We start from the raw sequence: 20,752 nt of genomic DNA, 5'->3' as shown, positions 1-20,752 counted from the left end.
AATTTTGTTTCGTTAATAATAAAAAAATAGTAGGAATCGGATTAATGAAATCTAAAGCTAAAGTTGTTGTAGTTGGTGGTGGCGTAGTAGGGGTTAGTGCTCTTTATCATCTGGCAAAAAAAGGTTTGTCAGATGTTGTTCTTGTCGAAAGAAAAGAATTAACTTCAGGATCAACTTGGCACGCAGCAGGTCTGCTTCCACTATTTAATATGAGTTATTCAGTTGGACAGCTTCATAAGTATGCAGTTGATCTTTATAAAAAATTAGAAGAAGAGACAGGACAAAATGTTGGCTTCAGTGTTGTCTCAAATATTCGTTTAGCAAGCACTAAAGATAGGATGGATGAGTATCATCAATATGCAGGAGTGGCACAAACTATAGGTGTTGATGTAAAATTTTTAACTCCAGATCAGGTAAAAGAAATTTGGCCTTTATGTCGTACGGATGATTTGCTTGGCGCAATCCAACACCCAGAGGATGGATATATTCAACCTGCTGATTTAACTCAAGCAATGGCTACGGGTGCAAGAAATATGGGTGCAGAGATTTATAGAAATACAGCTGTAGTTGGAATTAAAAAAACTAAAGATGGATGGACTGTTGAAACTGACAAAGGAGCTATTGAATGTGAACATGTAATTTCTTGTTCAGGAAACTTTGCAAGACAAACTGGAAAAATGGTTGGTTTAGATATTCCTGCCATACCTGTTGAGCATCAATATATTGTGACAGAAGCACACCCAGATATTTTAAAAAGAAAAAAAGAAGGCTTACCAGAGATGGGAGTTTTAAGAGATAGTGATAGTAGATGGTACATGAGAGAAGAAGCAGGTGGTTTAATATTAGGACCCTATGAGGATGGTGCTCCAGCTTGTTATGTTGATGGACCATCAAAAGATTCTGAATATGAATTATTTCAAGAAGATTTAGATAGACTTGCTCCACATATAGAAGGCGCAATTCATCGTGTTCCAGCCTTTGGAGAAGTGGGTGTAAAAAAAGTTTATAACGGAGCAATTTGTTACACACCTGATGGAAACCCAATCGTAGGACCAGCTTGGGGACTTAAAAATTTTTGGATTAATGAAGGACATAGCTTTGGTATTACTGCAGCAGGTGGTGCTGGATGGCAACTTGCTGAATGGATTGTAGATGGAGAACCAACTGTTGATATGCTTGGCGTTGACCCAAGAAGATTTGGTGATTATGCAACAAAATCTTATTTAAAAGAAAAAAACGAAGAAGCTTATAACCATGTATTTAAAGTTCATTACCCAGATGAAGAAAGAGGTGCCGCTAGAGAATTAAGAACATCACCTTGCTATGATAGAATGAAAGCATTAGGCGCAGTATTTGGGCAAAAATTTGGTTGGGAGAGACCTAATTTCTTTGCAGTAGATGGAATGGAGCAAAAAGATGATTGGTCTTTTAGAAGATCCAAGTGGTTTGAGGCAATAAAAAAAGAATGTAAAAATGTAAAAGAAAATGTGGGTCTTTTAGACATGACTGCATTTGCAAAATGTAGAATTAAAGGTCCTGGGGCTGAAGAGTTTTTAGATTATTTAGTAGCAAACAAACTTCCAAAAAAAATAGGAAGAATTGGTTTATGTCATGCCCTTAATACTAAAGGAGGAGTACATTCTGAATTTACAATAATGAGAGAAGCTCCAGATAGTTTCTATTTAGTTTCTGCAGGAGCAAACCAAAGATTAGACCATGATTGGATTCAAAAATGGATGCCAAATGATGGGACAGTTCAATTTGAAAATCTAACTAATAGTATGGGCGTACTTGTTGTGTCTGGTCCAAAGGCTAGAGAATTAATGACAAGAGTTTCCAGTGATGATTTTTCTAGTGAAAACTTTAAATGGTTAAGTGCTAAAAATGTAAATGTTGGAAATGCACCAGTGAATGCTATGAGAGTAAACTTTGTTGGTGAATTAGGCTGGGAGCTTCATCATCCAATTGAATACCAAAACCATATATTTGACAAATTGATGAAAGCTGGCAAAGATTTAGGTATTAAGCCTTACGGGATTAGAGCGATGAATAGTTTAAGACTTGAAAAATCTTATAAACTTGTTGGGACAGAATTATCAATTGAATATTCACCTTACGAATCTGGACTAGATAGATTTATACATCCTAATAAAGGAAACTTTATTGGCTTAGAAGCGCTTAATAAGTGGAGAGAAAAAGGTTTTAAAAATAAACTGGTTACTATGGAAATTCACAATGTTGAAGATGCGGATGTTCTAGGAAATAATCCAATTTATGAAAACGACAAAGTTGTTGGACGTGCAACAGGAGGAGATTTTGGATTTAGACTAGGTAAATCTATTGCATTAGGAATGGTGAACCCTGATGTTGCGACAACTGGTCAAAAATTGAAAATTGATATTTTAGGAAAAATGTACGATGCTACTATATTAGACGAGAGTCCTTACGATCCAGAAAACAATTTATTGAGAGCATAATGAAAATATTAGTCGCAGTTAAAAGAGTAATTGATTACAATGTTCAAGTCAGGGTTAAAGAGGATGGAACTGGTGTTGTTACTGATAATGTTAAAATGTCTAGCAATCCACCCGATGATAATGCGATTGAAGAAGCTGTAAAAATTAAAGAAGCAGGTAAGGCGACAGAGATTATTGCAATTACTGTGGGTGAGGAAAAATCACAAGAAACTGTTAGAAAAGCTTTAGCTGTTGGTGCTGATAGAGGAATTTTAATCAAAACTGAGGGAACAGTTGAACCATTAGCCGTAGCAAAAGTGTTGCAAAAAATTGTTGAAAAAGAAAAACCAGATCTAGTTTTTATGGGTAAACAAGCAATTGATGATGACTGTAATCAAACAGGCCAAATGTTAAGTGCTTTATTGAATTGGCCTCAAGCAACATTTGCATCAAAAATTGAAATAAAAGACAGAACTTTAGAAGTAACAAGAGAAATTGATGAAGGATTAGAAACAATTGAAGTTAATCTACCAGCTATTGTGACGTGTGATTTAAGATTAAATGAGCCACGTTATGCTTCACTACCAAATATTATGAAAGCTAAAAAAAAACCCATAGAGGTATTTATAGCTGCAGACCTAGGGGTTGATATAACACCTAGGGTTCAACAAATTAAAGTAGAAGAACCACCTAAAAGAAAAGCAGGAATTAAAGTTGCAAGTGTTGCTGAATTAGTTAGCAAACTTAAAAATGAGGCAAAGGTAATATAATGTCAGTTTTATTAATAACAGAGCATAATAATAAAGAAGTAAGACCTTTTACATTAAACGCAATTACTGCAGCATCACAAATGGATGGAGATGTACATGTTTTATTAATTGGAAATAATTGTGGAGATGTTGCTAAATCATTATCTGAAATGCCAGCTGTTAAAAAAGTATTACATGCTGAAGCTGCCCATTATGAAAACTACTTAGCAGAAAACTTTGCACCACTAGCTATTAAGGTTTCAGAAAATTATTCCCATATTGTTAGTTCCGCAAATACATTTGGTAAAAATTTGATGCCAAGAATAGCAGCAAATTTAGATATATCTCAAGTAAGTGATATTACTAAAGTGATATCAGCTGATACATTCATAAGACCTATTTATGCGGGTAATGCATTCGCTACAGTAAAAAGTACAGACACAAAAAAATGTATAACAATTAGACCAACATCTTTTGAACCTTGTGAAACTTCTGGTGGGTCTGCTCCAATAGAAAAAATTGAAGCTACTGAAGAGTTTACGTTATCAAAATTTATTAAAAGAGAAGAGGTTAAGTCAGACAGACCTGAGCTTGGAACTGCTAGAGTTGTAGTTTCTGGTGGAAGAGGAATGCAAAATGGAGAAAATTTCAAATTAATAACTGATATTGCAGATAAATTAAATGCAGCAATTGGAGCATCACGTGCAGCAGTTGATGCGGGATACATTAGTAACGAACATCAAGTTGGTCAAACTGGTAAAGTTGTTGTGCCTGATTTGTATATTGCAGTTGGAATTTCAGGAGCAATTCAGCATTTAGCTGGAATGAAAGAAAGTAAAATTATTGTTGCTATAAATAAAGATGGTGAAGCGCCAATATTTAGTGTCGCAGATTATGGTCTGGAAGCAGACTTATTTGAGGCGTTACCTCAATTCTTAGAAGAATTGAATAAATTAAATAGTATACAAAAATAATCAGTACTGTAAAAATTCAAGATATGCCTAGAGAAGCAATGGATTATGATGTGGTAATCGTTGGGGGTGGTCCTTCAGGACTATCTACGGCAATTAAACTTAAACAATTAGACCCAGAATTAAATGTGTGTTTACTTGAAAAAGCCTCAGAGATTGGTGCGCATATTTTAAGCGGTAATGTGTTTGAAACTAGAGCTTTAGATGAGTTACTACCAAACTGGAAAGAACTTAATTCACCTATAAAAACTAAGGTTTCTAAAGAAAAATTCTTATTTTTAGGAAAATCAAAATCATTAAGCTGGCCGACATGGCTACTTCCATCAGTTCAACAAAATCATAATAATTACATAATCAGTTTAGCAAACCTATGTAGATGGCTAGCAGAACAAGCCGAAGCTTTAGGTGTAGAAATATTTCCAGGCTTTCCTGCAAGTGAAATTTTATACAAAGAAGATGGATCAGTTAAGGGAGTTGCAACTCAAGACATGGGAGTTGATAAAGATGGAAACAAAAAAGATGGCTTTGAACCAGGCATAGAGCTTTTAGGAAAAGTCACTGTTTTTGCAGAAGGATGCAGAGGACATCTTGGAAAACAATTAATTGAAAAATATAATTTATCAAAAGGTAAAGATCCTCAGCAATATGGAATTGGGTTTAAAGAAATTTGGGAAATCAGTGAACAAAATCATGAAGAGGGAATGGTAATGCATACTGCAGGTTGGCCACTAGATAATAATACTTATGGTGGAAGCTTTATCTATCACGCAGAAAACAAACAAGTTTTTTTAGGTTACGTAATTGGTCTTGATTATAAAAACCCACATCTTTCACCGTTTGATGAGTTTCAAAGATTTAAAACTCATCCTGCAATTAAAAAAATAATTGAAGGTGGAAAACGTATTTCATATGGCGCACGTGCTTTAATTGAAGGTGGACTTCAAAGTTTACCAAAAATGTTTATGCCAGGTGCTTTGTTAATCGGTTGTGATGCGGGAACTTTAAATACGCCTAAGATCAAAGGGTCACACACTGCAATGAAAAGTGGAATAATTGCTGCTGAAACTATAAATGAACATTTAAAAGAAAAGCAAGATTTATCAATTTATGAAGATAAATTTAAAAAAAGTTGGGTTTATGAAGAACTACATACTGCCAGAAATGTTAAGCCTAGTTTTAGCTGGGGTTTAATTCTTGGAATAATATTTACTGGAATTGATCAAATATTATTTAGAGGAAAATTACCTTTTACCTTAAGGCACAAACATGCTGACCACGAAACACTAAAACCAGCAAATGAAATGCCAAAAATTGATTACCCTAAACCAGATAATGTGATTACATTTGATAAAACAAGTTCTGTTTATTTAACAGGAACTAATCATACTGATAATCAACCTATACACTTGCAGCTAAAAGATCCAAACTTACCAATAAATTATACTTTAGAAAAATTTGATGAGCCTGCACAAAGATATTGTCCTGCAGGTGTTTATGAAGTTCAAAATGAAAATGGTGTTAATAAATTTGTCATAAATTCACAAAACTGTATTCATTGTAAAACTTGTGATATTAAAGAACCTTCTCAAAATATTACGTGGGTTACCCCTGAAGGAAGTGGCGGACCTAAGTACGGAAATATGTAATTTTCGTTGTGCTCTTCCAAGATCGTAAGGAAGAGCACAACGAAAAATATCTTTTTTAAAAAGATAAAATTAACCCAACAACGAAAATAAGAGAGAGTGTTAGTACTACAAAAACTAGGTTTGTCAGAGTTTCTTTTTCTTTAACTTTTCTAGCTCTATTTAAGAGAGTATTTATATCAACTCGACCTGACGATGAAACTTTCTCACTCTTTTCAGGGGTCGCTAGAGAAGGAAGGTTTTTAACCTGTATATTAATTATTTTTTCTGCACTCATGTATGCAACTAATCATTGTGAAGTATATTAAGCAATTAAAGAATAGTTCATTATGGGCTAAGCTGTTTACTTTGATGTTCATTTTGGGTTACAATCATAAAAATTATATGCCTATAACCTTACCCAAAGTATCAAGTCAAATTCTTAGTAAGAATATTCTTAATACAATAAATAAAAATTTCACTACCATTCAGCCTATTTGGTTGCCAATACAAATGGAATGGACGAATAATCTTTATAGAACTTTTTATGATTATGAAAAATTTATGATTGTCATGTATTTAATGACTAAAACATTTGATTATTATTCAAAAAATTTTGTGAAATTAAATTATTGTGAGTTTTTTAGTCAATATGAAGTTGAAATAGAAACATTTAATATAATGGAAATATCTAAAAAACTTAACATACCAAAAGAGACAGCTAGAAGAAAAATTAATGAATTACAAGAATCAGGAGCAATCAAAAAAATAAATAAAAAAATTATAATTGATAGAAGTACTTGGCCAAATATAAAACCTGAAGTAACAATGAAAAATATGTCATTTTTTTTATCAACTCTGTCAAAAATGATAGTTAATGAGGGATTAATGATAAAACCAATTAGCTCAGAGGATTTAATAAGAGTAGTTAAAGATAATTTTTCATTCGTTTGGAAACTTTACTACGATATGCAATTGCCAATGCTATTAACATTTAAAAAAATCCATGGTGATTTAGAAACCTTTCATGTTCACGGCACTTGCTTAACTAATCATGTATTAAATGCAAAAAAAAATGATAATAGTCAGATGAGCAAAGAATTATATTTAGACAGGTATTTTTTTGGTGATAAACAAGAATTTTCAGGCATTAATGCAATGTCAATTTCAGATATTACGGGCATACCAAGAGCTACAGTTATTAGAAAATTAAATAAATTGGTTAAAGAAAAATTTTTAGTAATAGATAGTAAAAAACATTATTCAACTAATAGAACAGTTCATCAAAAAAAATTAATGGCAATACAAAAAAAAACATTTATTAATCTATCTAAATTTGCTGAACGTATTTATAATTTGAGTTTAATAGAAAAAAATAATTAAAATCTAAGTATTTTTTTTAACAATAAATACAAAAACTATCGAAGTTATCATCATTATTAAAGCATAAGCAGCTGTTGGTACAATGAAAACAGTTATACTTTCTCCAAATATCTGTGTTCCAACAAAAAGTGCTAAAGTTCCATTTTGAAGCCCGCACTCTATTGAAATACATCTTTGTTGTGCAACTCCGGATGTAAAGTATTTTGCAATATAAAACCCTAAAATCATCATTGTTAAGTTTAAGATTAAAACAACCAAACCTGCATTCATAATATAAGAAATAATATTATCCCACTCCTCTATATAAATAGCAGCAAACACTAATATGAATAATATAACTGAAATTTTTTGAATTAAAGAAGCTTGATTATCAACAAAATTTTTAGCAAAGTGCTTAATTATCATTCCAATTATTACTGGAACTGTAACAACAAGAAACATTTTTAAAGCAATACCAGTCATTGATATTTCTTTAATAACACTAATTTCAAAAAAATTAATCGACGCAAACATTATAAATGGAACAGAAATAATACTAATCAAACTAACAACTGCAGTTAGTGATATTGAAAGTGCAACGTCACCATCAGCAAATTTAGTAATTACATTTGATGTAACACCACCGGGCGCACATGCAATCAACATTAATCCAACAGCAAGTTCTGCTGATAGGTTTAATAGTAATGCTATAGAAAAAGCAACGACTGGCAGTAAAACTAACTGAGAAATAAAACCAACTAAAAAATCTTTTGGAATTTTAACTACTCTTATAAAATCTTGAATAGTCAAACTCAATCCAAGCCCCAACATTATAAGAGCCAAACCTAATGGGGCTATTTTTGTGGCTATTTCCATTGGTAAAACTTATTAGTTCATTTTAGGTTTATCAAGTAAATGATTTAAAACTTATAATTAACTAAGATAAATCAATAGCATTCTTTTTTAAAACTTCCATAGAAACAAGCTTTAAAGTTTTTTCATGTGTTCTTTTTAAATAAACAGGGCAAGGTTTCCCAGCATCAGCAGCTCTTGCATACCAACTAGCACAAACACACCAACCATCTCCAGCTTTTAATCCTGGAAATCCAAATTCAGGATGAGGGGTTATTAAATCGTTGCCAGCTTCTTTACACCATTCTAAAAATTCCGTTGTAACTTTTGCACAAACCGTATGAACGCCGTGATCATTTTCATCAGTACTGCAACAACCATCACGGTGCCATCCTGTTAAAGGATCGTTAGAACATTCCTCTAGATCTTCACCTAGAACATTTTTTTGATTATCACTCATTATATTTTCGTAGGATTTGGTTGGCCTTTGTAAACAACTTCAGGGTCAAAAGATTTTTCTTTTTCTTCAAATTTCATTTCAACTTCTCTACCATTTTCAATTGGACCAAGTGGAATGGATCTATAAAAACATGATCGATAACCTACGTGACAGCTTGAACCATCACCAATATCAACAGTTAACCAAACTGAATCTTGATCATCATCAATTCTTATCTCTAAAACTTTTTGAGTGAAGCCACTAGTTTTGCCTTTATGCCAAATTTGCTGTCTAGATCTACTAAAGTAATGAGCTTCTTTAGTTTCTATAGTTTTTTTAAAAGCTTCAACATTCATATACCCATGCATAAGAATATCTTTAGTCTTAGAACACATAGTGATGACTGGAATTAACCCATCATTATCAAATTTTGGTGAAAGAAGTTTACCTTCTTCAATTTCGACTATATTTTCTCTTTTTCTAAACATAATTAGGTAATTATGTAGCATATTAGCAAATATAATAAATATTTTAAAAACAAGGATTTACTGTATAAACTTGCCTTATGAAATTAGTTGAAGAGACAGATAGCAAGATTTTAGATACCAAAAAAGTTTCTGATAAAGAAGCTGAAGAGGCTTTTAAAACTATTTTAACTTGGATGGGTGAAGATCCTAGTAGAGAAGGATTATTAGAAACTCCAAAAAGAGTTGTTAAAGCATACAAAGAATATTTTGCTGGTTATAGTAAAGATCCTAATAAAATTTTAGATAAAACTTTCGGAGATGTTGAAGGGTATGATGACATGGTTGTGCAAAAAAATGTCTCTGTACAAAGTCATTGCGAACATCATATGGCTCCAATTATTGGAATTGCACATGTTGCATACATTCCAAACGAAAGAGTTGTGGGATTAAGTAAACTTGCTAGAGTTGTTGAAGTTTTTTCAAAAAGATTACAAACTCAAGAAAGACTTACAATGCAAATTGCTAAAACAATAATGGAATCTTTAGATGCAAAAGGTGTAGCGGTAACAATCGACTCAACTCATCAATGTATGACTATGAGAGGTATTAAAAAAGAAACTGCAACAACAGTTACAAATTATTTCTTAGGACAATTTAAAGAAGACCTTAGTATTCAAAATAGATATTTAAGATTTATTAGTAAGTAACTTTCTCAGGGAGGGGATAGTAATGTTAGATAATTTTAAAGCACTAGTTATTAATCAAGAGGGAGAAAATTTTACACGAGAAGTAAAATCAATAGATAAATCATTTTTAAAACATGGTGATGTTACTGTTAAAGTAGATTATTCAGATTTAAACTATAAAGATGGAATGATTTTGAAAAATGGTGGTCGTCTTGTTAAAGAATTTCCACATATTCCAGGCATAGATTTTTCTGGTACTGTTCTTGAAAGTGAAAATCAAAAATTTAAAACTGGTGATGAAATAATTTTAACTGGATGGAGAGTTGGAGAAGCTTTTTTTGGTGGATACTCTCAGATAGCAAAAGTTAATGCTGATTTTTTAGTTAAGAGACCTTCAAATCTAACAAGCAAACAGGCTATGATGTTAGGAACAGCTGGCTTTACATCTTTAATGAGTGCTTTTGCTATTCAAGCTAGAGAAGAAATTTTATTAGGCGATAAAGTAAATGATGTATTGGTTACTGGAGCTACCGGTGGGGTGGGAAGTGTAGCGGTAATGGCTCTTACTAAATTAGGATACAATGTAACAGCTGTTACAGGAAAAGATTCTAAAACAGATTATTTAAAATCGTTAGGAGCAAAAAATGTTGTTAATAGAGCTGATTTTGACAAAGATCCAAGACCTATTGATAAAGGATTGTGGGATGGTGTTGTTGATACAGTAGGAGGTAAAATTTTAGCTAATGCAATAGCTCAAACTAGATCAAATGGAATTATAGCTGTTTGTGGTAATGCAAATAGTAATGAACTAAATACAAATTTATTACCATTCATGCTAAGGGGAATTAAAGTTTGGGGAATGGACTCAGCAAATTGTAGCATTAAAAGAAGAGAATTTATTTGGGCAGAAGCAGCAAAGCTTGTTGATTTTGAAGTTCTTGAAAAATCAATCTTAACTGTAAGTTTAGATGAATTGTTAGAAACATATCCAAAAATTTTAAAGGGTGAAATTTCAGGAAGAGTTTTAGTAGATCTTAATAAATAAATGGATTGGGATAAATTAAAAATATTCCACGCAGTTGCAGAAGCTGGAAGCTTTACTAACGCAACAATAAATTTAAATTTAAGTCAATCTGCAATAAGCAGACAAATTCAATCATTAGAACTGGATCTTAAAGTACAACTCTTCGAGAGACACGCAAGAGGTCTTACTTTAACTGAGAATGGTGAATATTTATTTAAGACAGCTCACGATGTAATTAGTAAATTAAAAGAAGTTGAGTCTACACTAGGAGATCAAAAAAATAAACCAACTGGTAAACTAACAATTACAACAGTTAGAAGTTTTGGTACTCACTGGCTAACACCTCGTATTCAAGAGTTTATGACTTTAAATCCAGAAATTGAAATTGAATTAATTTTTGATGACAAAGAATTAGATTTAAGCACTAGACAAGCAGATATAGGTATTTTTATGAGAAGACCTAAACAGCTTAATTATATTCAAAAAAAATTAGTAGATATTAAATACTATATTTATGGATCAAATAAATATTTAGAAAAACATGGTATGCCAAAAACAATTACTGATTTAAATAAACATAAATTTATTTCATTTGGTAAAGGGGCGCCATCACCAGTCTACGATCCAGATTGGGCTTTAAAACTTGGAATTAAAGATGCTAAAAAAAGAAAACCAGTAATGAAAGTTAATAGTGTTATGGGTTTACTTTTAGCTGTTGAAGCTGGTGTAGGTCTAGCAGCGCTTCCTGAGTATTTAGTTTCAAATTCAAACAATATAATAAAAGTACTTCCTAATTCAGAAGGGCCCATAACAGAGGCTCACTTTGTCTACCCTCAATCACTTAAGAACACTGCAAGAATTACTGCTTTTAGGAACTTTTTGTTTAGTAAAATTGGTGATTGGAAGTCTTAGTTAATTAGAATTATCATTAACATAAACTGAAACACCTCTAGAATTAATATCAACATCAAATTTTTTATGTAAAGGTGGAAAAGCTCTTTGTGGACAATCCAATCTATCACAAGTTCTGCAAGACACACCGATAGGTATTTCAGTCGTTTTGTCATTAACATTAATATTTTCAGTGTACACAAAGTCTTTTGCGTATTTTGCATCACAACCAAGACCAATTGATAATATACTTTTTGATTGACCAAAACGTCCTACACCTTTTTCAACTGTTCTTGCAATACAAACATATTTTTCACCATTGGTCATTTTGCTAACAGCTGCTTGAATTATACCAGGTCGCGTGAATGCTGAATAAACATTCCATCTAGGACATGCACCGCCATATCTTGGTATATCAATTCCTGATAATGAAAATCTTTTTGAGATATTTCCTGCCATGTCAACTCTTAGCATGTGAAAAGGAATTCCAGGTAATTTTGGATCTTGTAAGCATGTTACACGGTGAGCAACTTGTTCAAAAGAAGTTGCAAATGTATTTTGTAATAACTCTAAGTCATATTTTAATTTTTTACATTCAGCATGAAAAGGTTTGTAGGGCATTAAAATTGCAGCACCGCAATAGTTTAATAAAGCAACCTTAGTTAACTTTTTAGACTCTTCTGAAGGAAAAGAAAATTTAGATAGATAATTATCAATATCTTTCATTGCACCTTCTTGTGCAATCTGAGCCGCTGCATGAAGTTTCTTTGTTTCCAAAGAACTATAATCACTTAATAGAAGTTCTTTTTTATTTTTATTATAAATTTTAGAAAAAGGCTTTCCTTCTTCTGGTAAAATATCTTTAACTGTAATTGAATATTCTTTATTTAAATATTCACATAAGGCAATATATCTTGTCCTATTATTTTTTTGAATTTTATCAAAAACTTTATTTGCAAACTCTTCTAATTTTGGAAAATAGTTTTTATGTTCTTGAAGAAAGTCAGATATTACCTCACCAGGAAAAGAGTTTTTTCTATTATCAACTATTTTTCCTGAAATTTTTTCTATTTTATTAATTAGTTCGTGATCTTTCTTTTTAAGAATATCTCCCAACCTAACAAGGGCCCTACCTATCTTTGGGTTTGTTCCAACAAGGTCTTTAACTTCAGGACCAAGAATATCCAGGTCTTCAAATAATTTATCATCTAGAATTTCTGAAATAGTATTTTCTAAGTTAACATCTGATTTTGATGTTAAGTCTGAGAGTTGGATATTTAATTTTTCACAAACCTTAAGTAATAAATCTCCATCTATTTTTCTTTTTCCACTTTCAATTAAGTTTAAATAACTCGGAGAAATACCTAGTTCTTCTGAAAGTTTGTTAGCTTGCAGTCCTAACTGTCTTCTAAAAGCCTTTATTTTTGGACCAATTTTTAAATCAATTTGACTCATAAGCTCTATTTGTAAATTTTGTAAATTTAAATTTACAATAAGTTTCTATGTTTTACAAGGTTTTTAACGATTTAATTAGATTTTGTAAATTTAGTAAATTATAAAGTTTACATGAACGATAAAAACATAAATAAAAACCAAGAAAATCAAAGAGAAATTAATGAAAACAACAATCAGAATCAATTTAGTCAATCAGGTATTTACCTAAGAGACGATCATTGTGATTGGGGTTCTAGTGGGATGAATGAATTCACTCAAGAATTTAGTGAAAAAAAATAAGTCCTCTTACTGTTAATTTATACACGATTTAATTTTCTTAATACATAATCTAGAAAGACCTACCTATGAGCTCAGAAGCTAAAGTTTCATACGATTTAAAAAGATTCTTAGGAATTAAAAAAGATTACACTCCAGAAGAAGTAGAACGATTAAGAGGTTCTATCAAAATTGAATATTCGATGTGTAAGCATCAATCTAAAAAATTATGGGATCTGTTAAATTCAGAAAAATATATTAATACATTGGGTTCACTTTCTGGAAATCACGCTATTCAACATGCTAAAGCTGGATTAAAAGCAATTTATTTAAGTGGATGGCAAGTAGCAGCTGATGCAAACACTGCTGGTGAAATGTATCCCGATCAATCTTTATACCCTTATGATAGTGCTCCAAAATTAGTTGAGTCAATGAACAATGCTTTAATAAGAGCAGATCAAATTCAGCATATGGAATTACAAGATGGGGATATGCAATCAAAAGATAGAACAGACTATATGTTACCTATCATTGCAGACGGAGAAGCAGGTTTTGGTGGACCATTAAATGTTTTTGAATTAACAAAAAAATTTATTAAAGCAGGTGCAGCAGGAGTTCATTTTGAAGATCAATTAGCTAGTGAAAAAAAATGTGGCCACATGGGTGGAAAAGTTTTAGTTCCAACTGGCACTATGATTAAAAATTTAAAAGCTGCAAGACTTGCGGCAGATATTGCAGATGTTCCATTAATAATTTTAGCAAGAACAGATGCTAATGCTGCAAAATTAATTACAAATGATTTTGATGAAAATGATAAACCATTTTTAACTGGCGAAAGATCACCCGAGGGTTTTTATTATGTTAAGCATGGAATTGAGCAGGCTATCTCAAGAGGTTTAGCATACGCACCTTATTCAGATTTAATCTGGTGTGAGACAGCAACACCAAATCTTGAGGAAGCAAAAAAGTTTGCAGATGCAATCCATGAAAAGTTTCCTGGTAAATTATTAGCTTACAACTGCTCTCCCTCGTTCAATTGGAAGAAGCATTTATCAGATGCAGAGATTGCAACATTCCAACAAAAGATTAGTGAGATGGGTTATAAGTTTCAATTTATTACACTTGCAGGATTTCACACTCAAAATATTGCAATTTTTGAACTTGCTGAAAAATATAAAACAGAAGGTATGACTGCCTATTCTAAAATCCAAGAGCTTGAGTTCGCCAGAGAGAAGGATGGTTACACAAGTGTTAAACACCAAAGAGAAGTTGGGACATCTTACTTTGATGCAGTTTCAAACACTATAAGTAGTGGAAAAAGCTCTACAACAGCTATGGCAGGCTCTACTGAATCTGAACAATTTTAATTAGTCTTTACTTAAACTTTAAATGTGTTTTAATATTTAAATGATCTTAAGTGGAACACTTTTAGTCATTTTCTACATTTCTCATCGATATATTGTTGCCTGGATTATCTATTACAATAATAGTGATAAAAGATTTGGTAATTCTATTTGGCGTTGGACTTATGATTATAAGGTTATTGGTGAAAGAGATATTTCAGATCTCGATGATAAGCCTTTTGTAAGAAAAAGAAGGACTAGAAATCGCACAGTTACTTTAATGTATTGTAATTTTTTTACAGCTTTCGTTATATCTCTGTCTTTTCTAAGTAATTTGCTTATTCAGATATTATCTTAATTAAGCCCTAAAACTGCGACAATTAATGCGATTGATAATCATTCGCAATGCTAATAATAAGCATTCCAAACTAGATAACCAATAAAAACAGGAAATAATAATGATAAAACTTACAATTATTGCATTTTTTATGGCTTTATTTGCAAACATGACGTTTGCTGCTGAAGTTAATGTATTTAGTGCAAGACATTACGATTCAGATATTCAACTTTACGAAAAATTTACAGCTAAAACTGGAATTAAAGTAAATGTTGTATCTGGTAAAGATAAAGCTCTTCAAAAAAGAATAACTGAAGAAGGTGCTGATTCAAAAGCTGACCTTTATATTACTGCCGATGCAGGAAGATTAGGTGCATTCGCTGCAAAAGGGATGTTTCAAAATTCTATGACAACTGCAATCAAAGCTGCAGTTCCAGCAAACTTTAGAACTGCTAAATGGACTGGAATAGCTAAGAGAGCAAGAATTATGTATTACTCACCAGAAAGAGTAAACGCAAATGAACTTAACGGTATGACTTACGAAGGTCTTGCTGATCCCAAATGGAAAGGTAGAGTTGTTATAAGAAAATCTAACAATATCTATAACCAATCTCTTGTTGCGTCATTAGTAAAAAACAATGGTAAAGCAGCAACTTGTTCTTGGGCAAAAGGTGTTGTGGCTAACATGGCTAGAGACTCTAAAGGAAATGATAGAGCTCAAATTTTAGCTGTAGCCGCAGGTGAAGCTGATCTAGCAGTAGCTAACACATACTATTATGCTTTGATGCTATCTGGAAAAAAAGGTGCTGAACAACAAGCAGCTGCTAAAAAAGTTTTACCTTTTTTCCCTAACCAAGGAGATAGAGGAACTCACATGAACATTAGTGGAGGAGGAGTAATTAAAACTGCACCAAATCCTGATAATGCAAAAAAACTACTTGAGTTTTTATTAACTATAGAAGCACAAGAACACATAGTTAATAATACATTTGAATATCCAATGATTGATGGTGTTGAACCTCATGCATTAGTTAAACAAATGGGTCTTGGATACAATCAAGATTTAGAAACTAAAGTTGCTAATTATGGAAAACAACAAGCTACAGCACTAGAGTGTATGTTAGCTGCAAGTTGGAAATAACAAGTTAGTGAAAAAGAATTTATTTAATATTGATTTAGATAAATCTTCTGACATAAATGGGTCTCAATCTCTGAAAGCTTGTGACCCATGTGCAGCAGAGTGTGAAAAAATCAATAGAAAAATAAATAATAGAGAATTATCAGATATTGAAGATGAAGAGGTTGCGCATATCCTCTCTCCTTTTAATACATAATTTTCTTTTTAATGATTGTGCTCATAGCTCTACAAAAAAGGTATTTACCCTACCTAATTTAACTATGAGCACTAAAAAATTCAAATGCAAGTAGTTCAATTAAACAAACACTTAAAAAATAATAGGAATAGAATGATAGAAGGAAAAAAATGTTCAAACGTAATTTTGAAGACAAGAAAAATTGGAAAGTGGGTTGATGTTAGTACTGAAGATATATTCAAAGATAAAAAGGTAATACTATTTTCATTACCAGGCGCATTTACACCGGTATGTTCTGAAAAACAGTTACCAGGATTTGAAGAAAATTATGACAAATTGTTAGGCTTAGGTATTAATGAAGTTTATTGCATTAGTGTTAATGATGGCTTTGTAATGAATGCTTGGGCTGATCAACAAAAATTGAGAAAAGTTAAGGTATTACCAGATGGAAATGCTGATTTTACAAGGGCAATGGGCATGTTAGTTGACAAAAAGCATGTTGGTTTTGGTCAAAGAAGCTGGAGATATTGTGCAATTATTAATGATGGTGTAGTTGAAAAATGGTGGCAAGAGGACGGTATGAATAATGATGGAAGTGATCCTGATCCATATGAACAAACAACTCCAGAAAACTGCATAAAATATCTATCTAAACAATAAAAGCTGAAAACTTAAAGCGTATAAGAAATTTTTAAGAATTAGCTCTATAATCTCTCTCTCAAATTGGTTTTAGAGTTGGTATTGACTTCCCTTGATAACAAGGGAAGTTTCTTAAAAATAATTATTAAGGTAATATAAAATATGGGATTTGGAAAAATAAATATTTGGTATGTATCATCACTACTTATTTCTTTAGTAGTGGCTGCACCAATTTTAACTGTATTCAGTAGTTTTTTTGAAACCACCGGAAACTATAGTTTAATTTTAAAGAATACTTTTCTTTACGATTACATTTATAATTCCTTAGTACTTTTAATAGGTGTTTTATTTTTAACATTTATAATTGGTGTTGGATGCGCTTACTTAGTTTCATTTTATAATTTTCCAGGTGTAAATTTCTTTAAATGGTCTTTGATCTTATCTTTTGCTGTCCCAGCATATATTTACGCATATTCCTTAACTGCTTTTTTTGAAAATTATGGAACAGCTTTTTCAATTTTAAAAAATTTATTTGGAGAAGGGAATTATAATTCCCATATTCCTAAATTTGATGGAATGATGGGTGCTATAATTTCAATATCCTTTTCATTATTTGGTTATGTTTATGTTTTAACCAGAACATCATTTCACTATCAGTCACAAAATTTAATAGAACTTGGAAAAAATCTTGGCTTTTCTAAAAAAAAATCTTTTTTTAAAATAATACTTCCTTCCGCAAGACCTGCTATCGTTGCTGGTCTGTCGTTAGTTGCAATGGAAACTTTATCAGATTTCGGATCTGTATCTTTTTTTGGCATATCTACTTTTACTACAGGAATCTATAATGCTTGGATTTCTTTTGATGATCTTACTCTTGCTAACAGATTATCATTTTACCTATTAATTTTTATTCTTGGATTGTTTATTTTGGAAAATTTTTCAAGAAAAAAAGCCCAATATCACACATCTTCTAAGGGTGGATTTAAATCTAAATCAGTTATCAATTTAAGTGGATATAAATCATTTTTAGCATTTTCTTTTTGCATGTTAGTTTTTTCTATAAGTTTTTTATTTCCTGTTCTGCAAATGCTTTATTGGACAATTATTTTTCCAAAACATTTAGCTGATTTGGATTTAATTAACTTATTTTCAAATACTATAATTTTAGTAATTTTATCTAGCTGTTTATTAATTGCCTTAGCTTTTATTTCAAATTATGGGAATAGAGTTTCTAAAAGTAAATTTTTAGAAGTATTAACTACATTTTCAATATCAGGATATGCAATACCAGGGATTATTTTAGCGGTAGCATTCATTACCTTTATCTCATGGTTTGACAGCAATATTCTAGGTCAATTTGAAATGAACAGTATAAAGCCAATTTTTATAGGCTCTATTCTTGGTCTAGTTTTGGTATATTTTATTCGATTTTATTCATTAGCAAGTAATGGAATTAAATCAGGATATTTAAAAATTAATTATTCTATTGATGAGGGTGCATATCTACTTGGTTATTCCAAATTTAAGACATTTAAAAACATACACATCCCATATCTAAAAAACTCAATTTTATTGATAGGAATTTTATTAGCCATTGAAATCATTAAAGAGCTACCAATTACGCTAATTATGAGACCATTTAATTTTGAAACTTTTGCAACAAAGGCATATATCTATGCTTCTCAGGATTTATTAGAGGCCGCAGCAGCCCCATCATTATTTCTTATAATTATTGCAAGTTTCTTTATATTAATTACATCTAAATATATTCTTAAAGACTAAAATTATGACAAAAAATTTTCTAGAAATTGATAATGTAACATTTACCGCTAGTGCACAAAACAAAGTAAGCAATGTCTCATTAACTATTGAAAATCAGGGAGACATTATCTGTTTATTGGGTCCATCTGGAATTGGTAAAACTACAATTCTTAGAACAATTGCTGGTTTAGAGAAAATTAATTCTGGAAAAATTAAATTAAAGAATAAATTACTTTCCTCTAAAGATGTCCATGTGGAACCTGAAGATAGAAACATATCAATGGCCTTTCAAGATAACTCACTTTTCCCTCATTATAATGTTTTAGAAAATATAAAATTTGGTGCAGAGAGAAATAAAAAGAAGAAAAAAGGATTAAATATAAATGAGATAATTAAATTTCTTCATATTGATCATGTAGTTGATAAATTTCCACATCAAATAAGTTCTGGTGAAGCGCAAAGAGCCTCTTTAGCCAGATCTTTATTATCTAACCCAGACTTATTATTATTAGATGAACCTTTATCAAATGTAGATCAAAGTTTTAAAGAAGAAATTCAAGTTAAGTTGAAGCAAATTTTAACTGAACAAAAAATAACAACAATCATCGTTACACATGACTCGTATGAAGCTTTTTACTTGGGCACAAAATGTGGAATAATTCTTGATGAACAATTGAAACAATTTGATGATCCATATAATGTTTATCATTTTCCAAATTCTGTAGAGGTGGTTAACTTTTTGAATAGAGGAATTTTAATTCCAGCAAAAGTTACCGGTGAAAACAGTTTAGAGAGTGCTGACTTAGGTACAATAACTGGTGATTTTATAAAACATTACCCAAAAGGATCTGAAGTTCAACTTTTATTACAACCAGAAGATCTGGAACATGATGATCAGAGTAATTTAAAATTAGAAGTAGTTGATAGAAAATTTAGAGGAACAAATTTTATCTATACCCTTAAAACAGTAAGTAATAAATTAATTCCTGTATTTGTACACTCTCACCATATTCATCAACATCAAGTAGACGAAAAATTTGGTATCAAGAGACCAATTAATATTGATCATATAGTTTGTTTCTAATACAAAACTTAACTTAATATGAATGACAGATTAAAAACCTTATCTGGAGGAATAATTGACGTAAGTCCTTTAATGATACCTGTGGTTCCATTTGGAATTATTTATGGTGTTATTGGTATGGAATTAGGTTTGGGTGCGTACATGACATTTGGAATGTCCATTATAATTTTTGGTGGAGCCTCTCAAATAGTTTTACTTCAATTATTTTCAGGCGGAGCTTCATCTTTAGTTGCAATAACTTCTGTTGGTGCAGTAAATTCTAGACACTTATTATATGGGGCAGTTTTTTCAGAATATTTATCTCATTTAAAATTAACGTGGAAAATAATTTTGTCTTACGTGTTAATTGATCAAGCATTTGCTGTCTCAAATACTTATTTTAAGAAGAATAAAGAAAATGAATTTAAACATTACCACTTATTAGGTGCTGGCTTTACCTGTTGGATAATTTGGCAAATATCAACAATGTTAGGTATTGTTCTAGGATCAGTTATACCTGAAGAGCTAGGTTTAAGTTTTACTATTTCTTTAACCTTTTTGGCCTTGTTAATTAATGATTTTAGAAAATTTAAAAATATTATTGTGATGTTGGTATCAGGTATTGTTGCAACTATTGGCTACAATACAATACCATTTCAAGCATATATTATCGTTGCAGCCATAGCTGCTTTACTAATTGCTACATTATTAACTTTGATAACTTTAAAGAAAAATTAATGCATTGGTCGACAATTATTTATTGTGGAATTATTACTTATCTAACAAGGTTTTCTATGATTTTTTTATTAAAAGAAGACATATTAAACGATAAGACAAAAAAAATACTTTCTTATGTACCTTCTGCAATTTTCCCTGCAATAATCTTTCCACCAATATTTCTAGATAGTGCAGGCGCAATAGATATTGAAAATAATCCAAAAATATTAGCTTCTATATTTGCAATAATTATTGGTTATTTTAGTCGAAGTATTATTGCCACAATATTTGTGGGACTTATTTCTTATTGGTTTTTGATTTTTGTATATTACCAATAGAAAAACTTATAA

22 protein-coding genes are annotated in these 20,752 nt (G+C 31.2%); 17 read left to right on the top strand and 5 right to left on the bottom strand.

Annotated features, from left to right (window positions below):
* Window positions 1-44: 44 nt before the first annotated feature.
* The 4 genes from ABXT48_RS04885 to ABXT48_RS04870 are packed head-to-tail and all read left to right on the top strand — an operon-like array spanning window position 45 to window position 5,822.
* Entirely contained in the window at window positions 45-2,477 is a 2,433-nt protein-coding gene (locus ABXT48_RS04885; protein ID WP_415285894.1) for a GcvT family protein, read from the top strand.
* On the top strand, window positions 2,477-3,226 hold the full coding sequence (locus tag ABXT48_RS04880) for an electron transfer flavoprotein subunit beta/FixA family protein (RefSeq protein WP_415285893.1): 750 nt from the start codon (window positions 2,477-2,479) through the stop codon (window positions 3,224-3,226). The genes ABXT48_RS04885 and ABXT48_RS04880 overlap by 1 nt, the downstream gene beginning before the upstream one ends.
* On the top strand, window positions 3,226-4,179 hold the full coding sequence (locus ABXT48_RS04875; protein ID WP_415302715.1) for an electron transfer flavoprotein subunit alpha/FixB family protein: 954 nt from the start codon (window positions 3,226-3,228) through the stop codon (window positions 4,177-4,179). The genes ABXT48_RS04880 and ABXT48_RS04875 overlap by 1 nt, the downstream gene beginning before the upstream one ends.
* Window positions 4,180-4,202: 23 nt before the next feature.
* Window positions 4,203-5,822, top strand: coding sequence for an electron transfer flavoprotein-ubiquinone oxidoreductase (locus tag ABXT48_RS04870; RefSeq protein ID WP_415285891.1), 1,620 nt, complete (start codon window positions 4,203-4,205; stop codon window positions 5,820-5,822).
* A gap of 55 nt (window positions 5,823-5,877) precedes the next feature.
* Here ABXT48_RS04870 and ABXT48_RS04865 read toward each other — a convergent pair whose 3' ends face one another.
* Window positions 5,878-6,096 carry a hypothetical protein gene (locus ABXT48_RS04865; RefSeq protein ID WP_415302714.1) on the bottom strand — a complete coding sequence of 73 codons (219 nt, stop codon included), beginning with the start codon at window positions 6,094-6,096 and terminating at the stop codon, window positions 5,878-5,880.
* A 74-nt stretch (window positions 6,097-6,170) separates the two neighbouring features.
* Here ABXT48_RS04865 and ABXT48_RS04860 point away from each other — a divergent pair, with 74 nt between their 5' ends.
* On the top strand, window positions 6,171-7,181 hold the full coding sequence (locus tag ABXT48_RS04860; RefSeq protein ID WP_415302712.1) for a hypothetical protein: 1,011 nt from the start codon (window positions 6,171-6,173) through the stop codon (window positions 7,179-7,181).
* Window positions 7,182-7,184: 3 nt separating this feature from the next.
* Here the strand turns inward: ABXT48_RS04860 and ABXT48_RS04855 are convergent, their stop codons facing one another.
* The 3 genes from ABXT48_RS04855 to hisI all read right to left on the bottom strand — a co-directional run bounded on the left by ABXT48_RS04855 (window position 7,185) and on the right by hisI (window position 8,939).
* The gene (locus ABXT48_RS04855) at window positions 7,185-8,036 is read right to left on the bottom strand and encodes a bile acid:sodium symporter family protein (RefSeq protein WP_415285887.1); all 852 of its coding nucleotides are present in this window, start codon (window positions 8,034-8,036) and stop codon (window positions 7,185-7,187) included.
* A 61-nt stretch (window positions 8,037-8,097) separates the two neighbouring features.
* Window positions 8,098-8,472, bottom strand: coding sequence for a DUF2237 family protein (locus ABXT48_RS04850; RefSeq protein ID WP_011282250.1), 375 nt, complete (start codon window positions 8,470-8,472; stop codon window positions 8,098-8,100).
* Window positions 8,472-8,939: a phosphoribosyl-AMP cyclohydrolase gene (gene hisI, locus ABXT48_RS04845; RefSeq protein WP_415302710.1), complete on the bottom strand. Its 468-nt coding sequence runs from the start codon at window positions 8,937-8,939 to the stop codon at window positions 8,472-8,474. The genes ABXT48_RS04850 and hisI overlap by 1 nt, the downstream gene beginning before the upstream one ends.
* 77 nt (window positions 8,940-9,016) lie before the next feature.
* Between hisI and folE the strand changes: the two genes are divergently transcribed.
* Genes folE through ABXT48_RS04830 form a run of 3 tightly spaced genes read left to right on the top strand, consistent with a single transcriptional unit; the run spans window position 9,017 to window position 11,540 of the window.
* Entirely contained in the window at window positions 9,017-9,625 is a 609-nt protein-coding gene (gene folE / locus ABXT48_RS04840; protein WP_415285885.1) for a GTP cyclohydrolase I FolE, read from the top strand.
* A 22-nt stretch (window positions 9,626-9,647) separates the two neighbouring features.
* A complete protein-coding gene (locus tag ABXT48_RS04835) occupies window positions 9,648-10,649 on the top strand; it encodes an MDR family oxidoreductase (RefSeq protein WP_415285884.1) in 1,002 nt (333 codons plus the stop codon).
* The gene (locus ABXT48_RS04830) at window positions 10,650-11,540 is read left to right on the top strand and encodes a LysR family transcriptional regulator (RefSeq protein WP_415285883.1); all 891 of its coding nucleotides are present in this window, start codon (window positions 10,650-10,652) and stop codon (window positions 11,538-11,540) included.
* On the opposite strand, the gene ABXT48_RS04825 is transcribed toward ABXT48_RS04830, so the two are convergent.
* Window positions 11,541-12,974, bottom strand: coding sequence for a helix-turn-helix domain-containing protein (locus tag ABXT48_RS04825; RefSeq protein ID WP_415302708.1), 1,434 nt, complete (start codon window positions 12,972-12,974; stop codon window positions 11,541-11,543).
* Between the two features lie 111 nt (window positions 12,975-13,085).
* Between ABXT48_RS04825 and ABXT48_RS04820 the strand changes: the two genes are divergently transcribed.
* From ABXT48_RS04820 to ABXT48_RS04780, 9 genes are all read left to right on the top strand, one after another.
* The gene (locus ABXT48_RS04820; protein ID WP_415277838.1) at window positions 13,086-13,253 is read left to right on the top strand and encodes a hypothetical protein; all 168 of its coding nucleotides are present in this window, start codon (window positions 13,086-13,088) and stop codon (window positions 13,251-13,253) included.
* Between the two features lie 65 nt (window positions 13,254-13,318).
* On the top strand, window positions 13,319-14,596 hold the full coding sequence (aceA, locus tag ABXT48_RS04815; RefSeq protein ID WP_415302706.1) for an isocitrate lyase: 1,278 nt from the start codon (window positions 13,319-13,321) through the stop codon (window positions 14,594-14,596).
* A 434-nt stretch (window positions 14,597-15,030) separates the two neighbouring features.
* On the top strand, window positions 15,031-16,050 hold the full coding sequence (locus ABXT48_RS04810; RefSeq protein ID WP_415302705.1) for an extracellular solute-binding protein: 1,020 nt from the start codon (window positions 15,031-15,033) through the stop codon (window positions 16,048-16,050).
* 7 nt (window positions 16,051-16,057) lie between these two features.
* On the top strand, window positions 16,058-16,243 hold the full coding sequence (locus ABXT48_RS04805) for a hypothetical protein (RefSeq protein WP_415285879.1): 186 nt from the start codon (window positions 16,058-16,060) through the stop codon (window positions 16,241-16,243).
* A 132-nt stretch (window positions 16,244-16,375) separates the two neighbouring features.
* Window positions 16,376-16,882: a peroxiredoxin gene (locus ABXT48_RS04800; protein WP_415285878.1), complete on the top strand. Its 507-nt coding sequence runs from the start codon at window positions 16,376-16,378 to the stop codon at window positions 16,880-16,882.
* Between the two features lie 141 nt (window positions 16,883-17,023).
* The gene (locus ABXT48_RS04795) at window positions 17,024-18,643 is read left to right on the top strand and encodes an ABC transporter permease (protein ID WP_415285877.1); all 1,620 of its coding nucleotides are present in this window, start codon (window positions 17,024-17,026) and stop codon (window positions 18,641-18,643) included.
* A 4-nt stretch (window positions 18,644-18,647) separates the two neighbouring features.
* Window positions 18,648-19,706 carry an ABC transporter ATP-binding protein gene (locus tag ABXT48_RS04790; protein WP_415285876.1) on the top strand — a complete coding sequence of 353 codons (1,059 nt, stop codon included), beginning with the start codon at window positions 18,648-18,650 and terminating at the stop codon, window positions 19,704-19,706.
* A gap of 18 nt (window positions 19,707-19,724) precedes the next feature.
* Window positions 19,725-20,423 (top strand): AzlC family ABC transporter permease, encoded by a 699-nt coding sequence (locus ABXT48_RS04785; RefSeq protein WP_415285875.1) that lies wholly within the window; start codon window positions 19,725-19,727, stop codon window positions 20,421-20,423.
* Complete coding sequence (locus ABXT48_RS04780; protein WP_271492942.1) at window positions 20,423-20,740, top strand: AzlD domain-containing protein; 318 nt, start codon at window positions 20,423-20,425, stop codon at window positions 20,738-20,740. The genes ABXT48_RS04785 and ABXT48_RS04780 overlap by 1 nt, the downstream gene beginning before the upstream one ends.
* Window positions 20,741-20,752: the final 12 nt, after the last annotated feature.

The organism is Candidatus Pelagibacter sp. Uisw_101 (genome assembly GCF_047727615.1).
Taxonomy (GTDB): Bacteria; Pseudomonadota; Alphaproteobacteria; order Pelagibacterales; family Pelagibacteraceae; genus Pelagibacter.
The sequence above is the reverse complement of the archived record's forward strand: the minus strand, read 5'-3'. Positions and strand labels throughout refer to the sequence as shown.